This is a genomic window from Agrobacterium sp. S7/73 (genome assembly GCF_019355535.1).
GTDB classification, from domain to species: Bacteria; Pseudomonadota; Alphaproteobacteria; order Rhizobiales; family Rhizobiaceae; genus Agrobacterium; species Agrobacterium tumefaciens.
Genome location: NZ_CP072137.1, coordinates 929034 through 945680 on the forward strand (window position 1 = coordinate 929034; position 16647 = coordinate 945680).

Genomic DNA, 16647 nt, shown 5'->3' on the forward strand with positions numbered 1-16647 from the left:
CAGTAAAATGAAAATCAAGAATTCGCTTAAAGCGCTTAAGGCCCGTCATCGCGATAACCGCCTGGTTCGCCGCAAGGGCCGCGTCTACATCATCAACAAGCAGAACCCGCGCTTCAAGGCTCGTCAGGGCTGATTGAGTGCCACTGCGGTTCGCGATCACATCGCGGATCACTTTGTTGACAGTGCAGAACTTTGCATTTGATATTGGGCGCAGTCGGGTTAAGCTTTAACCCATGCGCCCAAATCGTTTTTGCACGGCTATCATCGTCGCTCAGGGTTTCCTGCTTTCGGGCCTCCTGCTTTCAGGAATGGCGTCCCTTGGTCATGCGGCAGATGGTCAGCCTCCCGCAGCCCTGGAGGCTGCGCCTTCACCTGCAAAGACAGTTGACAGTCTTTTCGCATCGCTGAAAAAAGAGCGGAATGCGGTCAAGGCGCGCAGCATTGCCAACCAGATCGCTTCCGAATGGAACGATTCCGGCAGCGCGACAATCAATCTCCTGATGCAATGGGCAGGCGAAGCCGCAGACGAGAAGCGCAACGCCGCCGCTTACGATTTTCTCGACCAGGCTATTTTACTCGATCCGGACTACGTGCAGGCGCCCTATCGCCGCGCCATGGTGCATTTTGCGGATGGCGACACCCGAAAGGCGATGGCGGATATCAATCTGACGCTGGAGAAGGAGCCGCGCTATTTTCCGGCATTGGCGAGCCTTGCAAACATCCTCGAAGCCTCAGGCCGTGACGATCTGGCGCTGAAAGCCTGGGAACGCTATCTCGCGCTCTATCCCGCGGACAAGGACGCCCGCAAAGAGGCCGCTGACCTTTCTGAAAAGCTGGCTGGCACTCGCAGCTGAATATCGCAGACGATCCAAACAAAAATCGCCGCAAAAGCGGCGATTTTTCATTGTGGGACCGTCAACCGATCATTCCATGCCAAGCGCAGCCATATAGGTCTGAAGAATGGTTTCTTCCTCGATACGCTCGTTGGCGTCCTTCTTGCGCAGGCGGATGATGGTGCGGATCGCCTTGGTATCGTAGCCACGACCCTTCGCCTCACCCATGACATCCTTGATGTCTCCCTGAATGGCGGCCTTTTCCTCTTCGAGACGCTCGACGCGCTCGATGAATTGACGCAGTTCGGCGGCGGCGACGGTTTCGGTGGTGCTCGTTTCGTCCATCATATCATCCTTCATTGGTAGCAGCTCGGGTGAGCCTTGTTCATTAAATCCAGGCGAAGCCTTCGCCGGTCGCCGCCAGCCGGGCAGCAAAAATTCCGGCCTGTGACCTGCCCACTGACGGGCCTCACGTCAAGTCGTTTCCGTCGATCGGGGGTTATTCCGTTGGCTTGTTCTGCTCAAAGGCAGCTTTCTGGGCGTCGCTCGCCTCCGCCTGATATTTTTCCTTCCACTCCTCATAGGGCATTCCGTAGACGATTTCCCGGGATTGCTCCTTGGTGAGTGCAACGCCGGCCTTGTTAGCGGCATCCCCATACCAGTTGGAAAGGCAATTGCGGCAAAAGCCCGCGAGATTCATCAGGTCGATGTTCTGCACATCGTGACGCTCGCGAAGATGCTCGACGAGACGGCGAAATGCGGCGGCCTCGAATTCAATCTGCTGTTTGTCATTCGGTGTCGTCATGGGGCAGCTCCAGGCTCAGTAGGGGCCGGTGCGAGAGGTGAACAGCTCATATTCATGCAAAATGGGATCGTCGTTCATTGCGGCGAAAATGGGAGCGAGCCGGTCCGACCATTCGGCAATCCCTTCCTCATCCGCGATCAAATCCTGCCGAACTTCAAGAAGCGCATGCGGTATGCCCTTCATCATGCAATGGCGATACATGGTATCGCCCTTCAGCGCCCCGTCATAGGGTTCGTTGTCACCAACGAGAATGTCGCCGGTCGCGCGCAGATGCGCCAGAAGCGGATCGACCGCACGATTATCCGTGTCCCACAGAACCGCCGCATGCCAGGGACGCGGTGTTTCTTTCCAGAACGGCGTGTACGAATGCAGCGACAGAACAAGCGGCGCTTCCCCCGACGACTGCGCTACACCGGTGAGCACGCGATCGACGGCATTGTGATAGGGACGATGAAAAAACTCGATCCGTCTTTGCCATTCATCATCCGAAATCGGGTGGTTGCCGGGGATGATCGCCCCGTCCGAAATCTTCATGATAAGGGTCGGATCGTCCTCGCCGCGATTGGGGTCGATCAGGAGGCGCGAAAATCGTCCAAGCACGGCCGGCACGCCGAGGCGGGCCGCAAGAGAGCGCGTCAGCCCTTCAATGCCAATATCAAATGCGATGTGACGATGAAAAGCGGTTTGCGGAAGGCCAAGTTTGCCGTAGTGTGCCGGCAGGAGGTTCATGGCATGGTCCGCCAGAAGAACCATGCCTTTGTCATAATCGCCTTCTATGATTTCATAGGGTATGAAGTCGTTCATCGATAATTTTCTGGGGCAGGATTGAGGAGAAAAGCTTGATGGCATGGCTTGAGGCCGGGCGCAAGTTTCGGCGACAGAACAGCCATCTACCTTATCGCACTCACGATCCCACGAACAATATAATCGATTAAACTCGCGTTGACTTTCTTTGGCGGCCACGCCAAGAAGTGTGTTCATTATAACCATGGAATCCGGATGGAAGCCGTGACTCAGTCATCTCTCGCTCTTCCTCGCCACTTTCGGCATCTTGCCCGTCTTTTCTCCGCAGCGGCATTGTTTCTGACCCCGTTTGTCTTCGTGGAGGCCGCGCATGCGGATTTCCGCGTCTGCAACAGCACGCAAAACCTCGTGGGGGTCGCAATCGGCTACCGGGCGCAGGACGGCTGGGTCAGTGAAGGTTGGTGGCAGGTCCCCTCCTCTACCTGCGCAACGCTGATAGAGGGTGAGTTGCAGTCGCGTTATTATTATCTTTATGCCGAGGACGCCGCTCACGGCGGCCGCTGGACCGGTGACGTCAACATGTGCGTGGCGGAAAACGAGTTCAAAATCGCCGGCGTAGACGATTGTTATGCCCGCAGCTTCCAGAGAATGGGTTTCAAGGAATATGACACGGGCAGACAGGGCAGCTGGATGGTCCAGCTTTCCGATACGCCAGGCACACAGGGAAATCAAAACTGATGAAGCGTAACCGCAAAGTCAAAATTCTTGCAACTCTCGGCCCCGCCTCTTCCGACGAGGCAATGATCGAAAAGCTGCATCTGGCCGGCGCCGATCTCTTCCGCATCAACATGAGCCATGCGAGCCACGACGTGATGCGGACGCTGATTGAGCGTATTCGCTCCGTCGAAAGCCGTAACGGCCGTCCCATCGGCATTCTGGCCGACTTGCAGGGTCCCAAGCTGCGCGTCGGTAAATTTGCCGAGACCAAGGTTGATCTCGTTCCCGGCCAGACGTTTACGCTGGACAATAACGATACGCCCGGCGACAACACCCGCGTTTTCCTGCCGCATCCTGAAATTCTCGAAGCGGTCAAGCCTGGCCACCGCCTGCTGATCGATGACGGCAAGCTGCATCTGCGCGCTGAGAAGAGCGACGGCAAGAGCATCGTCACCACTGTTGTTTCGGGCACCCGGATTTCCGACCGCAAGGGCATTAGCCTGCCCGACACCCTGCTCGGCGTCGGCGTTCTGACCGACAAGGACCGCGTCGACCTCGACGCCGTTCTTGCAACCAACGAAGTGGACTGGGTTGCCCTTTCCTTCGTTCAGCGCCCGGAAGACCTGGCCGAAGTGCGCAAGATTTCGCGCGGTCGCGTTGGCCTGATGTCCAAGATCGAGAAGCCGCAGGCTATTGAGCGCATCGAAGAAATCATCGAGCTTTCCGACGCATTGATGGTCGCACGCGGCGATCTCGGCGTGGAAATGCCGCTGGAAGCAGTTCCGGGCATCCAGAAACAGCTGACCCGCGCCTGCCGTCGTGCCGGCAAGCCGGTTGTCGTTGCCACACAGATGCTGGAATCGATGATCACAGCTCCGGTTCCGACCCGTGCGGAAGTTTCGGACGTTGCGACTGCCGTATTCGAAGGCGCCGACGCCATCATGCTCTCGGCCGAGTCCGCTTCCGGCGATTATCCGATCGAAGCCGTATCGACCATGGCATCCATCGCCAGCACGGTGGAACAGGACCCCTATTATTCCAACATCATCTACGCGCAGCGCCCACAGCCGGAAGCGACGGGTGCAGACGCCATTTCGCTTGCTGCCCGCCAGATTGCCGAAACGTTGAAGCTCGCCGCGATCGTCACCTACACCTCGTCCGGCACAACGGGTCTGCGCGCCGCGCGCGAGCGGCCACAGGTTCCGATCATTGCGCTTTCGCCGATCATCCAGACCGCACGCCGCCTGTCGGTCGTCTGGGGCCTGCATTGCGTGGTTACCGGTGACGCCAGCGATCTGGACGATATGGTGAACCGCGCTTGTCGCATCGTCGTGTCCGAAGGTTTCGGCAAGCCGGGCGACCGCATCATCATCTCCGCCGGCGTGCCGCTCGGCACCCCGGGCGCGACCAACATGGTGCGCATCGCCTATATCGGTTCGGACGGCCAGAGCGGCGTCTGATATCGCGATATCAAGCATAATAAAAAACCCGCCGTCACCGGCGGGTTTTTTGTTGGCCTTTCGGCCGCATTGCAGAAAGCGGGGCTCAGTGCATCTTCACCGGCGTGCTGAAACGGCTGGACTCGATCGCCGCTGCACCGGGCTTGAAGCTAGCCGATGTGGCGGAAGCCGACATGTCGTGGCTGAGCATACGGTTGGCGACGACGCGCGGCGCCTTCACCGAACGGCCGGTCGAGCCCTTGTTCTGGTTGAGCGCCCAGTCAGAGATCAGATCCTGCGTCAGACGACCACCGCCGACCATGGCCTGATGGGAAACGGCGGCATCCTGCCTGCTCGGGCGTGAGCCCTTGGTCGGTAAGCCGGCCGTCAGCCCACCATTGATGGAAGGTTTCAGATCAAAGGCGTCACCGAAACCTGCCTCTGGCTCAGCCTTAGCCGTTTCGGCGGGCGCGACTGTAACCTTGTGGTTGACGGCAGCCGGGAACGGCGCGGCTGTCGGCACGGTAGCGGAATTGATCTGCGAACGGGCGGCCTGACCGCTCTGTTCCAGAGCAGCAACCACAGTCGGCGAAAGCGTATCTTTCCGCTCTTCGGCGAGATCTTCGTCGCCTTCCGGATCAGCATTGGCCTGTGCCAGCAGGGCTTCCGCCACAGCCGGACGATTGGCCGGCACCGGAATAGACGCAAGTTCGCCCGTCGCTGCGGGTGTCGCACCATCTGCGGATGCGGTCAGGATCGATCCTTCAGCGTCGCCACGCATGCCACGCGGCCCAAGAAGCGTCGGCACAGGCACGGATACCTCAGCCAGATCGGCAAACTGCTGACGCTCGGCCGGAGCAGAGGTTGGCGTCGGTGTTGTCGCAGCCTGGAGTGCATCCTGCGCCGCATTACGGGCTGGAGAATAAAGCGCGGTGGCAAGGCCCGTATTGGCCGGAGGCTGGTTGCCGAAAGCTGGACGTGCAATGGGCAGCGGCGCAGTGCTCACACCGGGAAGCGGTTGGGCGGAAGCAACGGCGATCGTCGGTTCTGGCTCAGGTGCAGCAGGCGGTGGCGTTGCAGGGCGAGCGACAGCCGGACGTTCTGCGGGCTGCGGCGTAGCGATGCTATCGGGATCTTCATCCTCGTCGCCTCCGCCAAAGAGCGCCTGCAACAGTGTCTTGCGCTTGCCGCCACCACCGGAGGACGCAGGGCCGGCACCGGCGCTGGAAGCAACCTGAATGGAAGAGGAATTGACGCGCTTCTTGTAGTCAGCCAAGGCCTGTTCATAACCGGGAAGCGGATTGCCATCGGAAGGAACGTGCAGCGTATTGCCCTTGGGGAAGATACGCACGAGTTCCTGACGGCTCATGCGCGGCCAGGCACGAACGCCGCCGACATCCATGTGCACGAAGGGAGAACCCGAGGTCGGGTAGAAACCTACGCCGCCAATCTGCATCTGCATGCCGATTTCGCGCAGTGTGGAAAGCTTCACGCCCGGAATGTAGAAATCCATTGCCTTGCCGAGCATATGCTGGCTTTTTTCCGCCACGCCCTTGGTGCGCGTGCGCAGGAGGCCGTTAGTCTCAGGCGAACGGAAGGCCGACACAACGTTGATGTAATCGGTCGCGCCACTGCGGCGGTAGACTTCCCAGACAAGATCGAAAAGACGCGGATCCATCCGCGTCGGCTGGTTACGACGCCAGTCACGCAAAAAGCGGTTCAGCTCCTGCAGACCCTTCTGGTCGTATTTTCCGTTGCGCTTGAAGGTTATGACCGCCTTCTCGCGTGTATGGATATAATACAGTTTGAGACTGCGCGTTTCGGCGAAAGCTTCCGTCGCCGAGACACCTGCGAATGGCATTGCGGCGAGCATCAAGCAGGCAAAAGTGACAGCGCGTGCCGACAGCTTCGTGCATATATCCTTGATCAAGCCGCGCGCGATCTTGGTCGACAGCGCGATATTTCGATGCAGATATGGCAATTCGATCCCCGCCTGGAAGACAATTTCTGTCACATTGCCTCAAATGAACGTCAAATACGGTGACACGATGGCAAAATTGCCACACAGATGCAACCTTCCTCTATATAGTGAATCAGCCACTAACAAGAGGTTTATAGACGGTAAGCGGATATCCTTGCTCAGAAGTTAACGAATCTTGCTATCTGCCGTCGAACAGGCGGTTTGTGCAATCAGGCCGCATCCCGCAACGGATCGTCCGGATCAATGCCATAGTCCTTCAGCTTGCGATAAAGCGTCGAGCGGCCGATACCAAGTTTCCTTGCGACCTGACTCATCTGCCCGCGATAAAAACGAAGGGCAAAACGGATAAGCTCCTCTTCGATCTCGGCCAGCTTCCTGATATTGCCTGAGTCGTCCATGCTGGAGATCAGGTTTCCTCCCCGGTATATCGTGGTGGAAATATCTGACGCCTCATCCAGAATGGCGTGACTTTCGGCGACCGGCGGCGGCGGAGAATATGCGGCGAGTTTCAGCGACGATCCAGACGGCGACCGGATCGACTCACCCGCATCGTCCCCACCTGCGAATTCTGGCAATTGCAGCGCGATTTGCGGAAAATCGGAATCAGCCAGTTCCTCGCCCTGCGACAGCACGACGGCGCGGAAGACCGCATTTTCAAGCTGGCGGATATTGCCCGGCCAGTCATAGGCCGTTAGCAGTGCCAGCGCGCTAGCATCGAGGCCGACGGGATTTGGCAATTTCTGTTCCACCGAAAAACGCTCCGCGAACACCCGTGCCAGATGGGGAATATCCTCCTTGCGCCGGCGCAACGCCGGAATGGTGATAGGAAAGACGTTGAGGCGATAATACAGGTCCTCGCGGAAGCGGCCTTCCTTCACCTCTTCGATGAGATTCTTGTTGGTGGCGGAAATCAGGCGGACATTCACCTTCTGCACACGCGCGGAACCGACAGTTTCGATTTCGCCCTGCTGAACCGCCCGCAGTAGCTTTACCTGCACGTCGAGCGGCAGATCACCGATTTCATCGAGGAACAGCGTTCCGCCATCGGCTTCCATGAACTTGCCAACGTGTTTTTCCGTGGCTCCGGTAAAAGCGCCCTTCTCGTGACCGAAAAGAATACTCTCCACCAGATTGTGCGGGATAGCGCCGCAATTGACGGTGATGAATGGTTTGTTCGCCCTGTCGCCAGCCGACTGGATTGCACGGGCGACCATTTCCTTGCCGACGCCGGATTCGCCTTCCAGTACCACGGGAATGCTGGACTGGGCGGCGCGCTGCGCCAGTTCTATCACCCTCAGCATGGCCGGGCTTGCGGAAACGATATCAGTAAAATTCACGGCATTGCTCCGTCCGCGCCTGCCCGTGCGGGCCTTTGCCTCTCTCCTGTCGAGCTTGAGGGCATTGGAGATGGCGGCGCCGATCCGTTCCGGCGAGACCGGCTTGACGACGAAATCGAAGGCGCCGGCGCGCATGGCCTGCACGACGGTATCGATGCCGCCCTGCCCCGTCTGGACGATGACCGGGACGTCGGTGCCGAGTTCGCCAACGGCTTTCAGGAAGGCGAGGCCATCCATTTCCGGCATCATCAGGTCGAGGACGACAACATTGATCTCGCCGCTATATTGCTTGAGCAGCTCCAGCCCCGCCCTGCCGTTTTCTGCAAGCAAGGCCAGATGCCCATAACGTTCCACCGCATTTTTGAGCAGGCGGCGCTGGACGGGATCATCGTCTATCACGAGAACATGCGCGGTCATTTTTGGCTCCGGTTTCCGGTTTATGGACCTGCGTCATGCGGTCCCTTGTGGCGCACTCTGGCACGGGAGATTTGAACATCCAGTTTTGAGATTTGCTTGCATTTTATCCATTGCTGCGGGAAACAAAGGCCCCATATGCTGCGCAGGCATAACGACAAGGACGCGTTCGATGACCCTCAATCGCCCAACACCGCACCCCGTATTTTCGCTTGCCGAAACCTCCGGCCCTGCCCTTGGCGACCTGCCCGGCTGGAAACTCTCGGATCTCTATCCCTCGGGCGATTCGCCGGAATACAAGGGCGACATTGAGAAGGCGGCGGCGCTGGCGGCGGCTTTCGAGGATAAATGGAAGGGCAAGCTTGAAGACGCTGCAAAGGCGACGGGCGCCAACGGCATCGGCGCTGCTCTCAAGGAATATGAAGCGTTGGACGATCTTATCGGCCGCATCGGTTCCTTTGCGGGGCTGACGTATTTTTCAGATACCTCCAACCCGGCAAACGGCAAGCTTTACGGCGACGCCCAGGCGAAACTGACGGATATTTCCGCCCATCTGCTGTTCTTTACGCTTGAACTGAACCGCATCGACGACGCCGTAATGGATGCCTGCATGGCAAACGATGCCTTAGCTGGGCACTACAGGCCGTGGCTGGTGGATTTGCGTAAGGACAAGCCGCACCAGCTCGATGACCAGCTCGAACAGCTATTCCTCGAAAAATCGATGACGAGTGCCAGCGCGTTCAACCGCCTGTTCGATGAGACGATGGCCGACCTGCGCTTCGACATAGACGGCGCAAGCCTTTCGCTGGAAGTAACGCTCAATATGCTTCAGGAGCCGGAGCCGGAAACTCGCAAGAAGGCAGCGCAGGCGCTCAGCACCACCTTCACCAATAATCTGCGGGTCTTCACCCTCATCACCAACACACTGGCCAAGGACAAGGATATTTCCGACCGCTGGCGCAAGTTCGAAGACATCGCCGACAGCCGCCATCTGGCAAACCGTGTGGAGCGCGAGGTCGTAGACGCTCTGGCTGCCGCCGTGAAAAACGCCTATCCGCGCCTTTCGCATCGTTATTACGCCATGAAGGCGAAATGGCTCGGCATGGAACAGATGAACTACTGGGACCGCAACGCGCCGCTTCCCGATACATCGAATACGATAATTCCCTGGGATGAGGCGAAGGACACCGTGCTGTCCGCCTATGGTGATTTTGCGCCGGAGATGGCCGATATTGCCCGCCGGTTCTTCGATGAGCAATGGATCGACGCCCCCGCCCGGCCCGGCAAGGCGCCGGGCGCCTTCGCGCATCCGACCGTGCCTTCGGCCCATCCTTATGTCCTCGTCAACTATCTCGGCAAACCGCGCGACGTGATGACGCTTGCCCATGAGCTTGGCCACGGCGTGCACCAGGTGCTGGCCGGCGACCAAGGCGCGCTGATGTGCGCGACGCCGCTGACGCTTGCCGAAACTGCCTCCGTTTTCGGAGAAATGCTGACCTTCCGCAAATTGCTTGACGACACGAAGGACGTCAGGGAACGCAAGGCCATGCTCGCCCGCAAGGTCGAGGACATGATCAACACGGTCGTGCGACAGATCGCGTTTTATGAATTCGAACGCAAGCTGCACACCGCCCGCAAGCAGGGTGAGTTGACCTCCGAACAGATCGGTGAATTGTGGCTTTCCATTCAGGCCGAGAGCCTCGGCCCGGCGATCAAGATTTCCGAAGGGTATGAGACCTGGTGGACCTACATCCCCCATTTCATCCACTCTCCCTTCTATGTTTATGCCTATGCCTTCGGTGATTGCCTGGTGAACTCGCTGTATGCCGTTTACCAGAAGGCCGAGACCGGCTTTCAGGAGAAATATTTCGAGCTTTTGAAAGCAGGCGGCACCAAGCACCATTCGGAACTTCTGAAACCATTCGGCCTCGATGCGACAGACCCTTCCTTCTGGGACAAGGGTCTTGCCATGATCGAAGGGCTGATCGACGAACTGGAAGCGCTTGACAGCAAACAGGCCTGATTGCCTCCGAAAAATACCGATGACAGGCGACGAGCAAAGGCAATGAAACGCAAACCCGCCGATCTGACCTTGAGAGAAACGCTGCGCTGGGAGCCGCAATCGGGTTTTCAGCGCATTGACCAGCATATGCGCCGGTTATTGCGCTCAGCCGATGCGCTCGGTTTCCGAGCACCGGTCAACGCGGTTCAGGTACTGGAGAAGAAGGTGGGCGGCGAAAGTCCGCTCTGCGTGAAGCTGGTCATGAACTACAAGGGTGAGCTCGATATCGAAACGGCCGAGTTTCGGCCGTTGCAGGAGGGAACCGTCTGGCGGATCCGCATCGCGACGCAAACCAGGCTTGATTCCACCGACACCTTCTATCGCCACAAATCATCGCGCCGGGAACCCTATGATGCCGCCCGCGCCGAATTTTCAGCCGGGGATGCAGACGAGGTTCTGCTGCTCAACGAGCGCGGCGAGTTGTGCGAGGGATCATCGACCAGCATCTTCGTCGAAATGCCGGACGGGCAATTGCTGACGCCGCCGCTCGACAGCGGTATTCTGCCGGGCGTTCTGCGTGCCGATCTCATCCGCCAGCGCAAGGCACGCGGGCAGGCATTGAAGCCGGAGGATATTGCCGGTCGACGGCTGTTCGTGGGAAATTCGCTGCATGGGCTGATTGCGGCGGAGCTGGTCTAAACCGTCACCGCCAAAAGCCGGTCGCGGCCCTTTTCCTTGGCAGCGTAAAGCGCCTGATCGGCGCGCATGAAAACATCGTCGGCACTTTCTGCCATCCGATAGGTCGTCATTCCAGCGGAACAGCTATAGGAAAAATCCGGAAACTCGGCCAGAGGTCTGGAAAGACGCACCTTTTGCAGTAGCCGCTCGACGATCTCCCGGCTCTCAACAACCGAACTGCGCGGCAGGATGAGCATGAATTCCTCACCGCCGATCCTGCCAAAACAATCCACCCGCCGGACGACGGAATGGGCGATCCCGACAAAATCGCGCAGCACCGCATCGCCGCATTTGTGGCCGAAACGATCATTGATGTGCTTGAAAAAGTCGATGTCGAGCGTGCAAAGGCAAAAGGGTGCTTCAAGCCCCTTGCCGACCCGCTCCACCTGTAGCGCGAGTTTGGCGAAAACAAAACGCCGGTTCGCCGTTCCCGTCAATTCGTCGGTCTGCGAGGCGCGCACCGCCAGATCCCGGTCCTGCCGCAGGGTTCTGTAGCCCTGGCGCAATTCGGTGACATCGCTTGCGACACACAGCATCCAGCCATCCTGCTGCACCGTCTCCGTCATCCAGAACCAGCGGCCGTCATACATGTCCATCTCGAAGGCACGATACGGCAGCTTGCCGCGCCGGGACTGCGCCGACAAAAGCCAGCCCTCGAAATCGCTGTTTCTGACGACCACGCCGGTTCGCAGACGGTGGTTCAAGCGCATGATTTCCGCCCAGGTCGAAAAATCATCGTCGGCAAGCTGAAAGCTCTGCCGAAACGACGGGTTGGCATGCCGCAACCGGTCTTCGGAATCGTAAAGTGCAATAAGAACGGGGGTGGCGCTCTGAAGCGCTGCGACACGCTCGATAAGACTATTCAACAGGCAACACTCCTGTGATGACGAAAAGCCCCCTTTTCGTCATCTTGCAAAAGCCCCCAAGCCCTAGGGCATATACACGAAAAGAAGAACTTGATTATAAACGTAGTCTCTAAAATGCGAAGGGGAAGAATGCGGTCGGAAGGTCTCGACTTCAATCTCGCCGGATCGCAACCGCGCAGAACGGGATCACCACACACCAACCCGTCACAACTTTCGCATCCCGGGCTTGCGCCACCGTCATATGTCCGTCATGCACCTGCCCTTTATTGTGGCACTCTTTTATGATCTAGCTTACTTATTGGCTTAAAAAGGAAAAATGACGAATGACGGACGCAAACCATCCGATTTACGGCGATATTGACGGCCCCATCATCATGATCGGCTTCGGCTCCATCGGGCGCGGCACTCTTCCGTTGATCGAACGTCATTTCAACTTCGACAAGACCAGGCTCGTCGTCATCGACCCGCGCGAGGATATCGCAGCGTATCTGGCCGAGAGAAACATTCGCCATATCCGTACGCATCTGACCAAAGAAAACTACAAGGAGGTGCTCAAGCCACTCCTTAAAGGGGTTCAGGGTCAGGGCTTCTGCGTCAATCTTTCGGTCGATGCCGCATCCGTCGATCTGATGAGGCTCTGCCGCAAACATGGCATGCTCTACATCGACACCGTAGTGGAGCCGTGGCCCGGCTTTTACTTCGATGCAGACGCCGACAATGCCTCCCGTACCAATTATTCGCTGCGCGAGACCATGCTGAAAGAAAAGGCTCGGAAACCGGGCGGCACAACGGCCGTTTCCACCTGCGGCGCAAATCCCGGCATGGTGTCCTGGTTCGTAAAACAGGCGCTGGTCAATCTCGCCAAGGATAGCGGTCTCGACATCGAAGAGCCGCGACCGCATGACCAGCAGGCATGGGCAAAGCTCATGCAGCAGCTCGGCGTCAAGGGCGTGCATGTGGCAGAGCGCGATACGCAGCGGGCAAAAAATCCCAAGCCATTCGGCGCATTCTGGAACACCTGGTCCGTCGAGGGTTTTATCGCCGAAGGTTTTCAGCCCGCCGAACTCGGCTGGGGAACGCATGAAAACTGGATGCCAAAAAACGCGAAAAAACAAAAAAAGGGCAGCAAGGCAGCGATCTATCTCGATCAGCCCGGCGCCAATACGCGGGTACGGACATGGTGTCCCGGACAAGGGCCGCAATATGGATTTCTGGTCACCCACAACGAGGCGATCTCGATTTCCGACTATTTCACCGTCCGCAATGACGATGGCGATCTGATCTACCGGCCCACCTGTCACTATGCCTACCACCCCTGCAACGACGCCGTCCTTTCCCTGCACGAACTTTTCGGTAATGGCGGCACGCCGCAGCCGATCCAGCATGTGCTTGGCGAAGACGAGCTTGTCGATGGTGCCGACGAGCTGGGTGTTCTTCTCTACGGCCATGACAAAAATGCCTATTGGTATGGCTCGCGGCTAACCTTGCAGGAGGCACGGGCGCTCGCCCCCAGCCAGAACGCGACCGGATTGCAGGTCAGCTCCGCGGTACTGGCCGGAATGGTCTGGGCGCTGGAAAATCCGCAAGCCGGCATCGTCGAGGCGGATGAAATGGATTATCGCCGTTGCCTTGAGGTGCAGCGTCCCTATCTTGGACCGGTCGAAGGACATTACACGGACTGGACGCCGCTCGACGGTCGCCCGGGACTGTTTCCAGACAATATCGACACCTCGGATCCCTGGCAGTTCCGCAACATCCTCGTGCGCTGAGGGCATGGCGTCTCATATTTGTCACGCAGGTGTTTTCATGACGGATGTCAGGAACCCGGGAGAGCAAACAACGTTGCCTTGAAATAAATAACGCTTCACGGCATGGTCGAAACATCAGGGTTTCATCGAATCGCAGGAGAACAGGCTCATGAACTTCAAGACAAGCGCTGCTTTGCTTTGTGCCGCAATCGCGGTGTCTTCATGCGTTGCGCCGGGTCCCTCCCAGCAGACGTCGATGGCACCCTCGCTTGCCCGCGGCCCGGCCGTGGATGGCCGCTGGATCGACCGCAACGGCATCGTATCGACATTCCAGAACGGTGCTTTCTCCACCCGTTCGACCGATACCAACACGCTTCTCGCATCCGGCACCTATGTTACGATTTCGCCGACGCTCTATGAGATCAACATGACGTCATTGGTGCGCAACACGCAATCGCGCGTCAACTGCGCGCTCGTCTCCCCGTCGCAACTGAATTGCACGACAGACAGCAACAGCCAGTTCTCGCTAACGCGTCAGGGCTGATAACACAGACTTTTCAATGGCATGAGCTTTTAAAACGCACGCCTCAAGCGTGCGTTTTGCTTTATTGCGCCACTGTCACAATTTCCGCTTGCGGCAGCTGCCGCTAAATGGAAACATCGCGCTTTGAAAGACTGACATACTTTCAGACTAGAGAATGAGCACGGCCTGATGATGATCGACCGGCCAAGGCTTCCGCTTTGAACAGGAGAGAGGGACCATGAAGAAAATTTTGAGACTGAGTATGCTGAGCGTTTCCGCGATAACGCTTTCAGCCGGAGCGGCTCTGGCCGACTACGAACTCAACATTCTTCACATTAACGATTTTCACTCCCGTATCGAATCGATCAATAAATTCGACTCGACCTGCTCAGCGGAAGAGGAAGGCAAAAACGAATGCTTTGGCGGCGCCGCGCGCCTCTTGACCGCAATCAACCAGACAAGGGACGCGCTCAAGGCTCAAGGCAAGAACGTTCTCCTGCTCAATGCCGGCGACAATTTTCAAGGCTCGCTGTTCTACACCACCTACAAGGGTACCGTTGAAGCCGAAGTGCTGAACGCCATGAAGTTCGACGCCATGACCGTCGGCAACCATGAATTCGACGATAGCGAAGACGGGCTTGCGGGCTTCCTCGACAAGGTTCAGTTTCCGGTCGTGACCGCCAATGTGGTTGCCAGCGCCGCCTCGAAAATCGGCGATCGCGTCAAGCCGTCCATCGTCCTTGAAGTCGGCGGCCAGAAAATCGGTATTGTCGGCGCTGTCGCCAACGACACGGCGGAACTTGCGACCCCCGGCCCCAACATCACCATTGCGGAAGATGTCGCGAAAATCAGCGAACAGGTGCAGAAGCTGAAAGGCGAGGGTGTCAACAAGATCATTGCCCTGACCCATGTCGGATATCCGCGCGACCTCGAATTCATCGCGAAAATCCCGGATGTGGACGTCGTTGTCGGCGGCCACTCGCATACGTTGCTCTCCAACACCGATCAGAAGGCCGAAGGGCCTTATCCGACACTCGTCGACAATCCCGGCGGCTACAAGGTTCCGGTCGTTCAGGCAGGGCAATACAGCAAATACCTGGGTGACCTGCGCGTCGTCTTCGATGACAGCGGCGTGGTCAAGGAAAGCAAGGGCGATCCGATCCTGATCGATTCATCCTTCAAACCCGACGAAGCAACGCTCAAGCGTATCGATGAACTGAAAGCACCAATCGAGGCGTTGAAATCGAAGGTCGTCGGCACTTCGGAAGGCCCGATCGAAGGTGACCGCAAGGTTTGCCGCGTCAAAGAATGCTCTATGGGTAATCTGGTAGCGGATGCGACCCTGGCCCGCGTCAAGGATCAGGGCGTCACCATCGCTTTCGCAAATAGCGGTGGCCTGCGCTCCTCCATCGATAGCGGCGATGTCTCGATGGGCGAAGTCCTGACGGTTCTGCCGTTCCAGAACACGGTCGCGACTTTCCAGCTGAAGGGCGAGGATATTCGCGCTGCCCTCGAAAACGGCGTCAGCCAGATCGACGATGGCGCAGGTCGTTTCATGCAGGTTTCAGGCATGAAATATTCCTTCGACCGCTCCAAGCCGGCCGGCAGCCGTGTTACTGCGGTCGAGGTCAAGGAGGGCGACGCTTTCGTGCCTCTCGACCCGGCAAAGACCTACACTGTTGCGGCGAATAATTACGTTCGCACCGGCGGCGATGGCTTCAAGGTATTCGCGACCAAGGCGATCAACGCCTATGACTTCGGCCCCAACCTCGAAGAGGCTGTAGCTGCATATATTACGGCCAACAGCCCCTATAAGCCCTTCACGGACGGCCGCATCACTGAAGTGACGCCTGCCGGTTATGTAGCTCCGGCAAAGCCCGCTGCACCAGCGCCTGCCGCAACAGCACCGGCGGCAACTGCAACCGCTCCGGCCGCCACACCGGCCCCGGCTCCCACAGCACCTGCCGCGACCGCACCTGCCACCACCACGCCGGCAGCGGCCGCGGCTGCCGCCAGCAAATATGTTGTCGCAAAGGGCGATTCGCTCTGGAAGATCGCGGCGGAGAAGTATGGCGACGGTGCCCTTTGGACCAGGATTGCCAAGGCAAACACGCTGAAGCATCCGAACCATATCGAGATCGGCGAGGAACTGGAGGTTCCGGCTCAATAAGCCGCGAACACATACAGACAGGGCAATTTGCCGCAGATGGGAAGCCGGCCTCGCACCATGAGGCCGGCTTCTTATTTTCCCTTTAAAAACAGATCATTACAGGCTGCGTTTTATCAAAAGACAATGCGTCCGTTACCGCACCTCGGAAATCACCTCCGCAGGTGGTTCAATCCTTACAAATTTCGTCTAGAACACGTGAACAAATTGACGGCACGAGCATATAGCTTGAGCATTTCCGGCAAAACCGCGTCACGGTTTGCGTCCGGCCATGTATAAAAACAAAAAATGGAGCGTTTCCGCCCTTTATCCCAAACGGAAACGTTCTCACGC

The 16647-nt window shown here is 58.0% G+C and carries 15 protein-coding genes; 9 read left to right on the forward strand and 6 right to left on the reverse strand.

Translation table 11 applies throughout. The features are described from left to right. Window positions 1-7 precede the first annotated feature (7 nt). Window positions 8-133, forward strand: a complete 126-nt coding sequence (ykgO, locus tag J5276_RS19300; RefSeq protein ID WP_003497670.1) for a type B 50S ribosomal protein L36 — start codon at window positions 8-10, stop codon at window positions 131-133. Window positions 134-233: 100 nt separating this feature from the next. Next, the gene (locus J5276_RS19305) at window positions 234-854 is read left to right on the forward strand and encodes a tetratricopeptide repeat protein (protein WP_003511434.1); all 621 of its coding nucleotides are present in this window, start codon (window positions 234-236) and stop codon (window positions 852-854) included. Window positions 855-923: 69 nt separating this feature from the next. Here J5276_RS19305 and J5276_RS19310 read toward each other — a convergent pair whose 3' ends face one another. The 3 genes from J5276_RS19310 to J5276_RS19320 form a co-directional block, all read right to left on the reverse strand. Beyond that, window positions 924-1181 carry a DUF2312 domain-containing protein gene (locus J5276_RS19310; protein WP_006314683.1) on the reverse strand — a complete coding sequence of 86 codons (258 nt, stop codon included), beginning with the start codon at window positions 1179-1181 and terminating at the stop codon, window positions 924-926. A gap of 151 nt (window positions 1182-1332) precedes the next feature. Then, on the reverse strand, window positions 1333-1638 hold the full coding sequence (locus J5276_RS19315; protein ID WP_174012116.1) for a DUF1244 domain-containing protein: 306 nt from the start codon (window positions 1636-1638) through the stop codon (window positions 1333-1335). 15 nt (window positions 1639-1653) lie between these two features. Continuing rightward, on the reverse strand, window positions 1654-2442 hold the full coding sequence (locus J5276_RS19320) for an N-formylglutamate amidohydrolase (protein WP_035199675.1): 789 nt from the start codon (window positions 2440-2442) through the stop codon (window positions 1654-1656). A 273-nt stretch (window positions 2443-2715) separates the two neighbouring features. Here J5276_RS19320 and J5276_RS19325 point away from each other — a divergent pair, with 273 nt between their 5' ends. Both J5276_RS19325 and pyk read left to right on the forward strand, forming a co-directional pair. Further along, complete coding sequence (locus J5276_RS19325; protein ID WP_370647635.1) at window positions 2716-3120, forward strand: DUF1036 domain-containing protein; 405 nt, start codon at window positions 2716-2718, stop codon at window positions 3118-3120. After that, a complete protein-coding gene (gene pyk / locus J5276_RS19330) occupies window positions 3120-4559 on the forward strand; it encodes a pyruvate kinase (RefSeq protein WP_003511440.1) in 1440 nt (479 codons plus the stop codon). The genes J5276_RS19325 and pyk overlap by 1 nt, the downstream gene beginning before the upstream one ends. A gap of 85 nt (window positions 4560-4644) precedes the next feature. Here the strand turns inward: pyk and J5276_RS19335 are convergent, their stop codons facing one another. Continuing rightward, on the reverse strand, window positions 4645-6552 hold the full coding sequence (locus J5276_RS19335; protein WP_003511441.1) for a DUF882 domain-containing protein: 1908 nt from the start codon (window positions 6550-6552) through the stop codon (window positions 4645-4647). Between the two features lie 176 nt (window positions 6553-6728). After that, on the reverse strand, window positions 6729-8273 hold the full coding sequence (locus J5276_RS19340; RefSeq protein ID WP_035199677.1) for a sigma-54 dependent transcriptional regulator: 1545 nt from the start codon (window positions 8271-8273) through the stop codon (window positions 6729-6731). A gap of 169 nt (window positions 8274-8442) precedes the next feature. Between J5276_RS19340 and J5276_RS19345 the strand changes: the two genes are divergently transcribed. Beyond that, on the forward strand, window positions 8443-10293 hold the full coding sequence (locus J5276_RS19345; protein ID WP_035199679.1) for a M3 family oligoendopeptidase: 1851 nt from the start codon (window positions 8443-8445) through the stop codon (window positions 10291-10293). Between the two features lie 42 nt (window positions 10294-10335). Continuing rightward, window positions 10336-10971: an aminotransferase class IV family protein gene (locus J5276_RS19350; protein WP_035199681.1), complete on the forward strand. Its 636-nt coding sequence runs from the start codon at window positions 10336-10338 to the stop codon at window positions 10969-10971. Here J5276_RS19350 and J5276_RS19355 read toward each other — a convergent pair. Then, entirely contained in the window at window positions 10968-11876 is a 909-nt protein-coding gene (locus J5276_RS19355; protein WP_003511446.1) for a GGDEF domain-containing protein, read from the reverse strand. The two genes, J5276_RS19350 and J5276_RS19355, sit on opposite strands and share 4 nt — an antisense overlap. Window positions 11877-12199: 323 nt before the next feature. Between J5276_RS19355 and J5276_RS19360 the strand changes: the two genes are divergently transcribed. The 3 genes from J5276_RS19360 (at window position 12200) to J5276_RS19370 (ending at window position 16317) form a co-directional block, all read left to right on the forward strand. Next, a complete protein-coding gene (locus tag J5276_RS19360; protein ID WP_019564920.1) occupies window positions 12200-13645 on the forward strand; it encodes a homospermidine synthase in 1446 nt (481 codons plus the stop codon). Window positions 13646-13793: 148 nt separating this feature from the next. Then, window positions 13794-14168 carry an outer membrane lipoprotein Omp10 gene (gene omp10 / locus J5276_RS19365; protein ID WP_003511448.1) on the forward strand — a complete coding sequence of 125 codons (375 nt, stop codon included), beginning with the start codon at window positions 13794-13796 and terminating at the stop codon, window positions 14166-14168. A gap of 217 nt (window positions 14169-14385) precedes the next feature. Then, window positions 14386-16317, forward strand: coding sequence for a 5'-nucleotidase C-terminal domain-containing protein (locus J5276_RS19370; RefSeq protein WP_035199683.1), 1932 nt, complete (start codon window positions 14386-14388; stop codon window positions 16315-16317). Window positions 16318-16647: the final 330 nt, after the last annotated feature.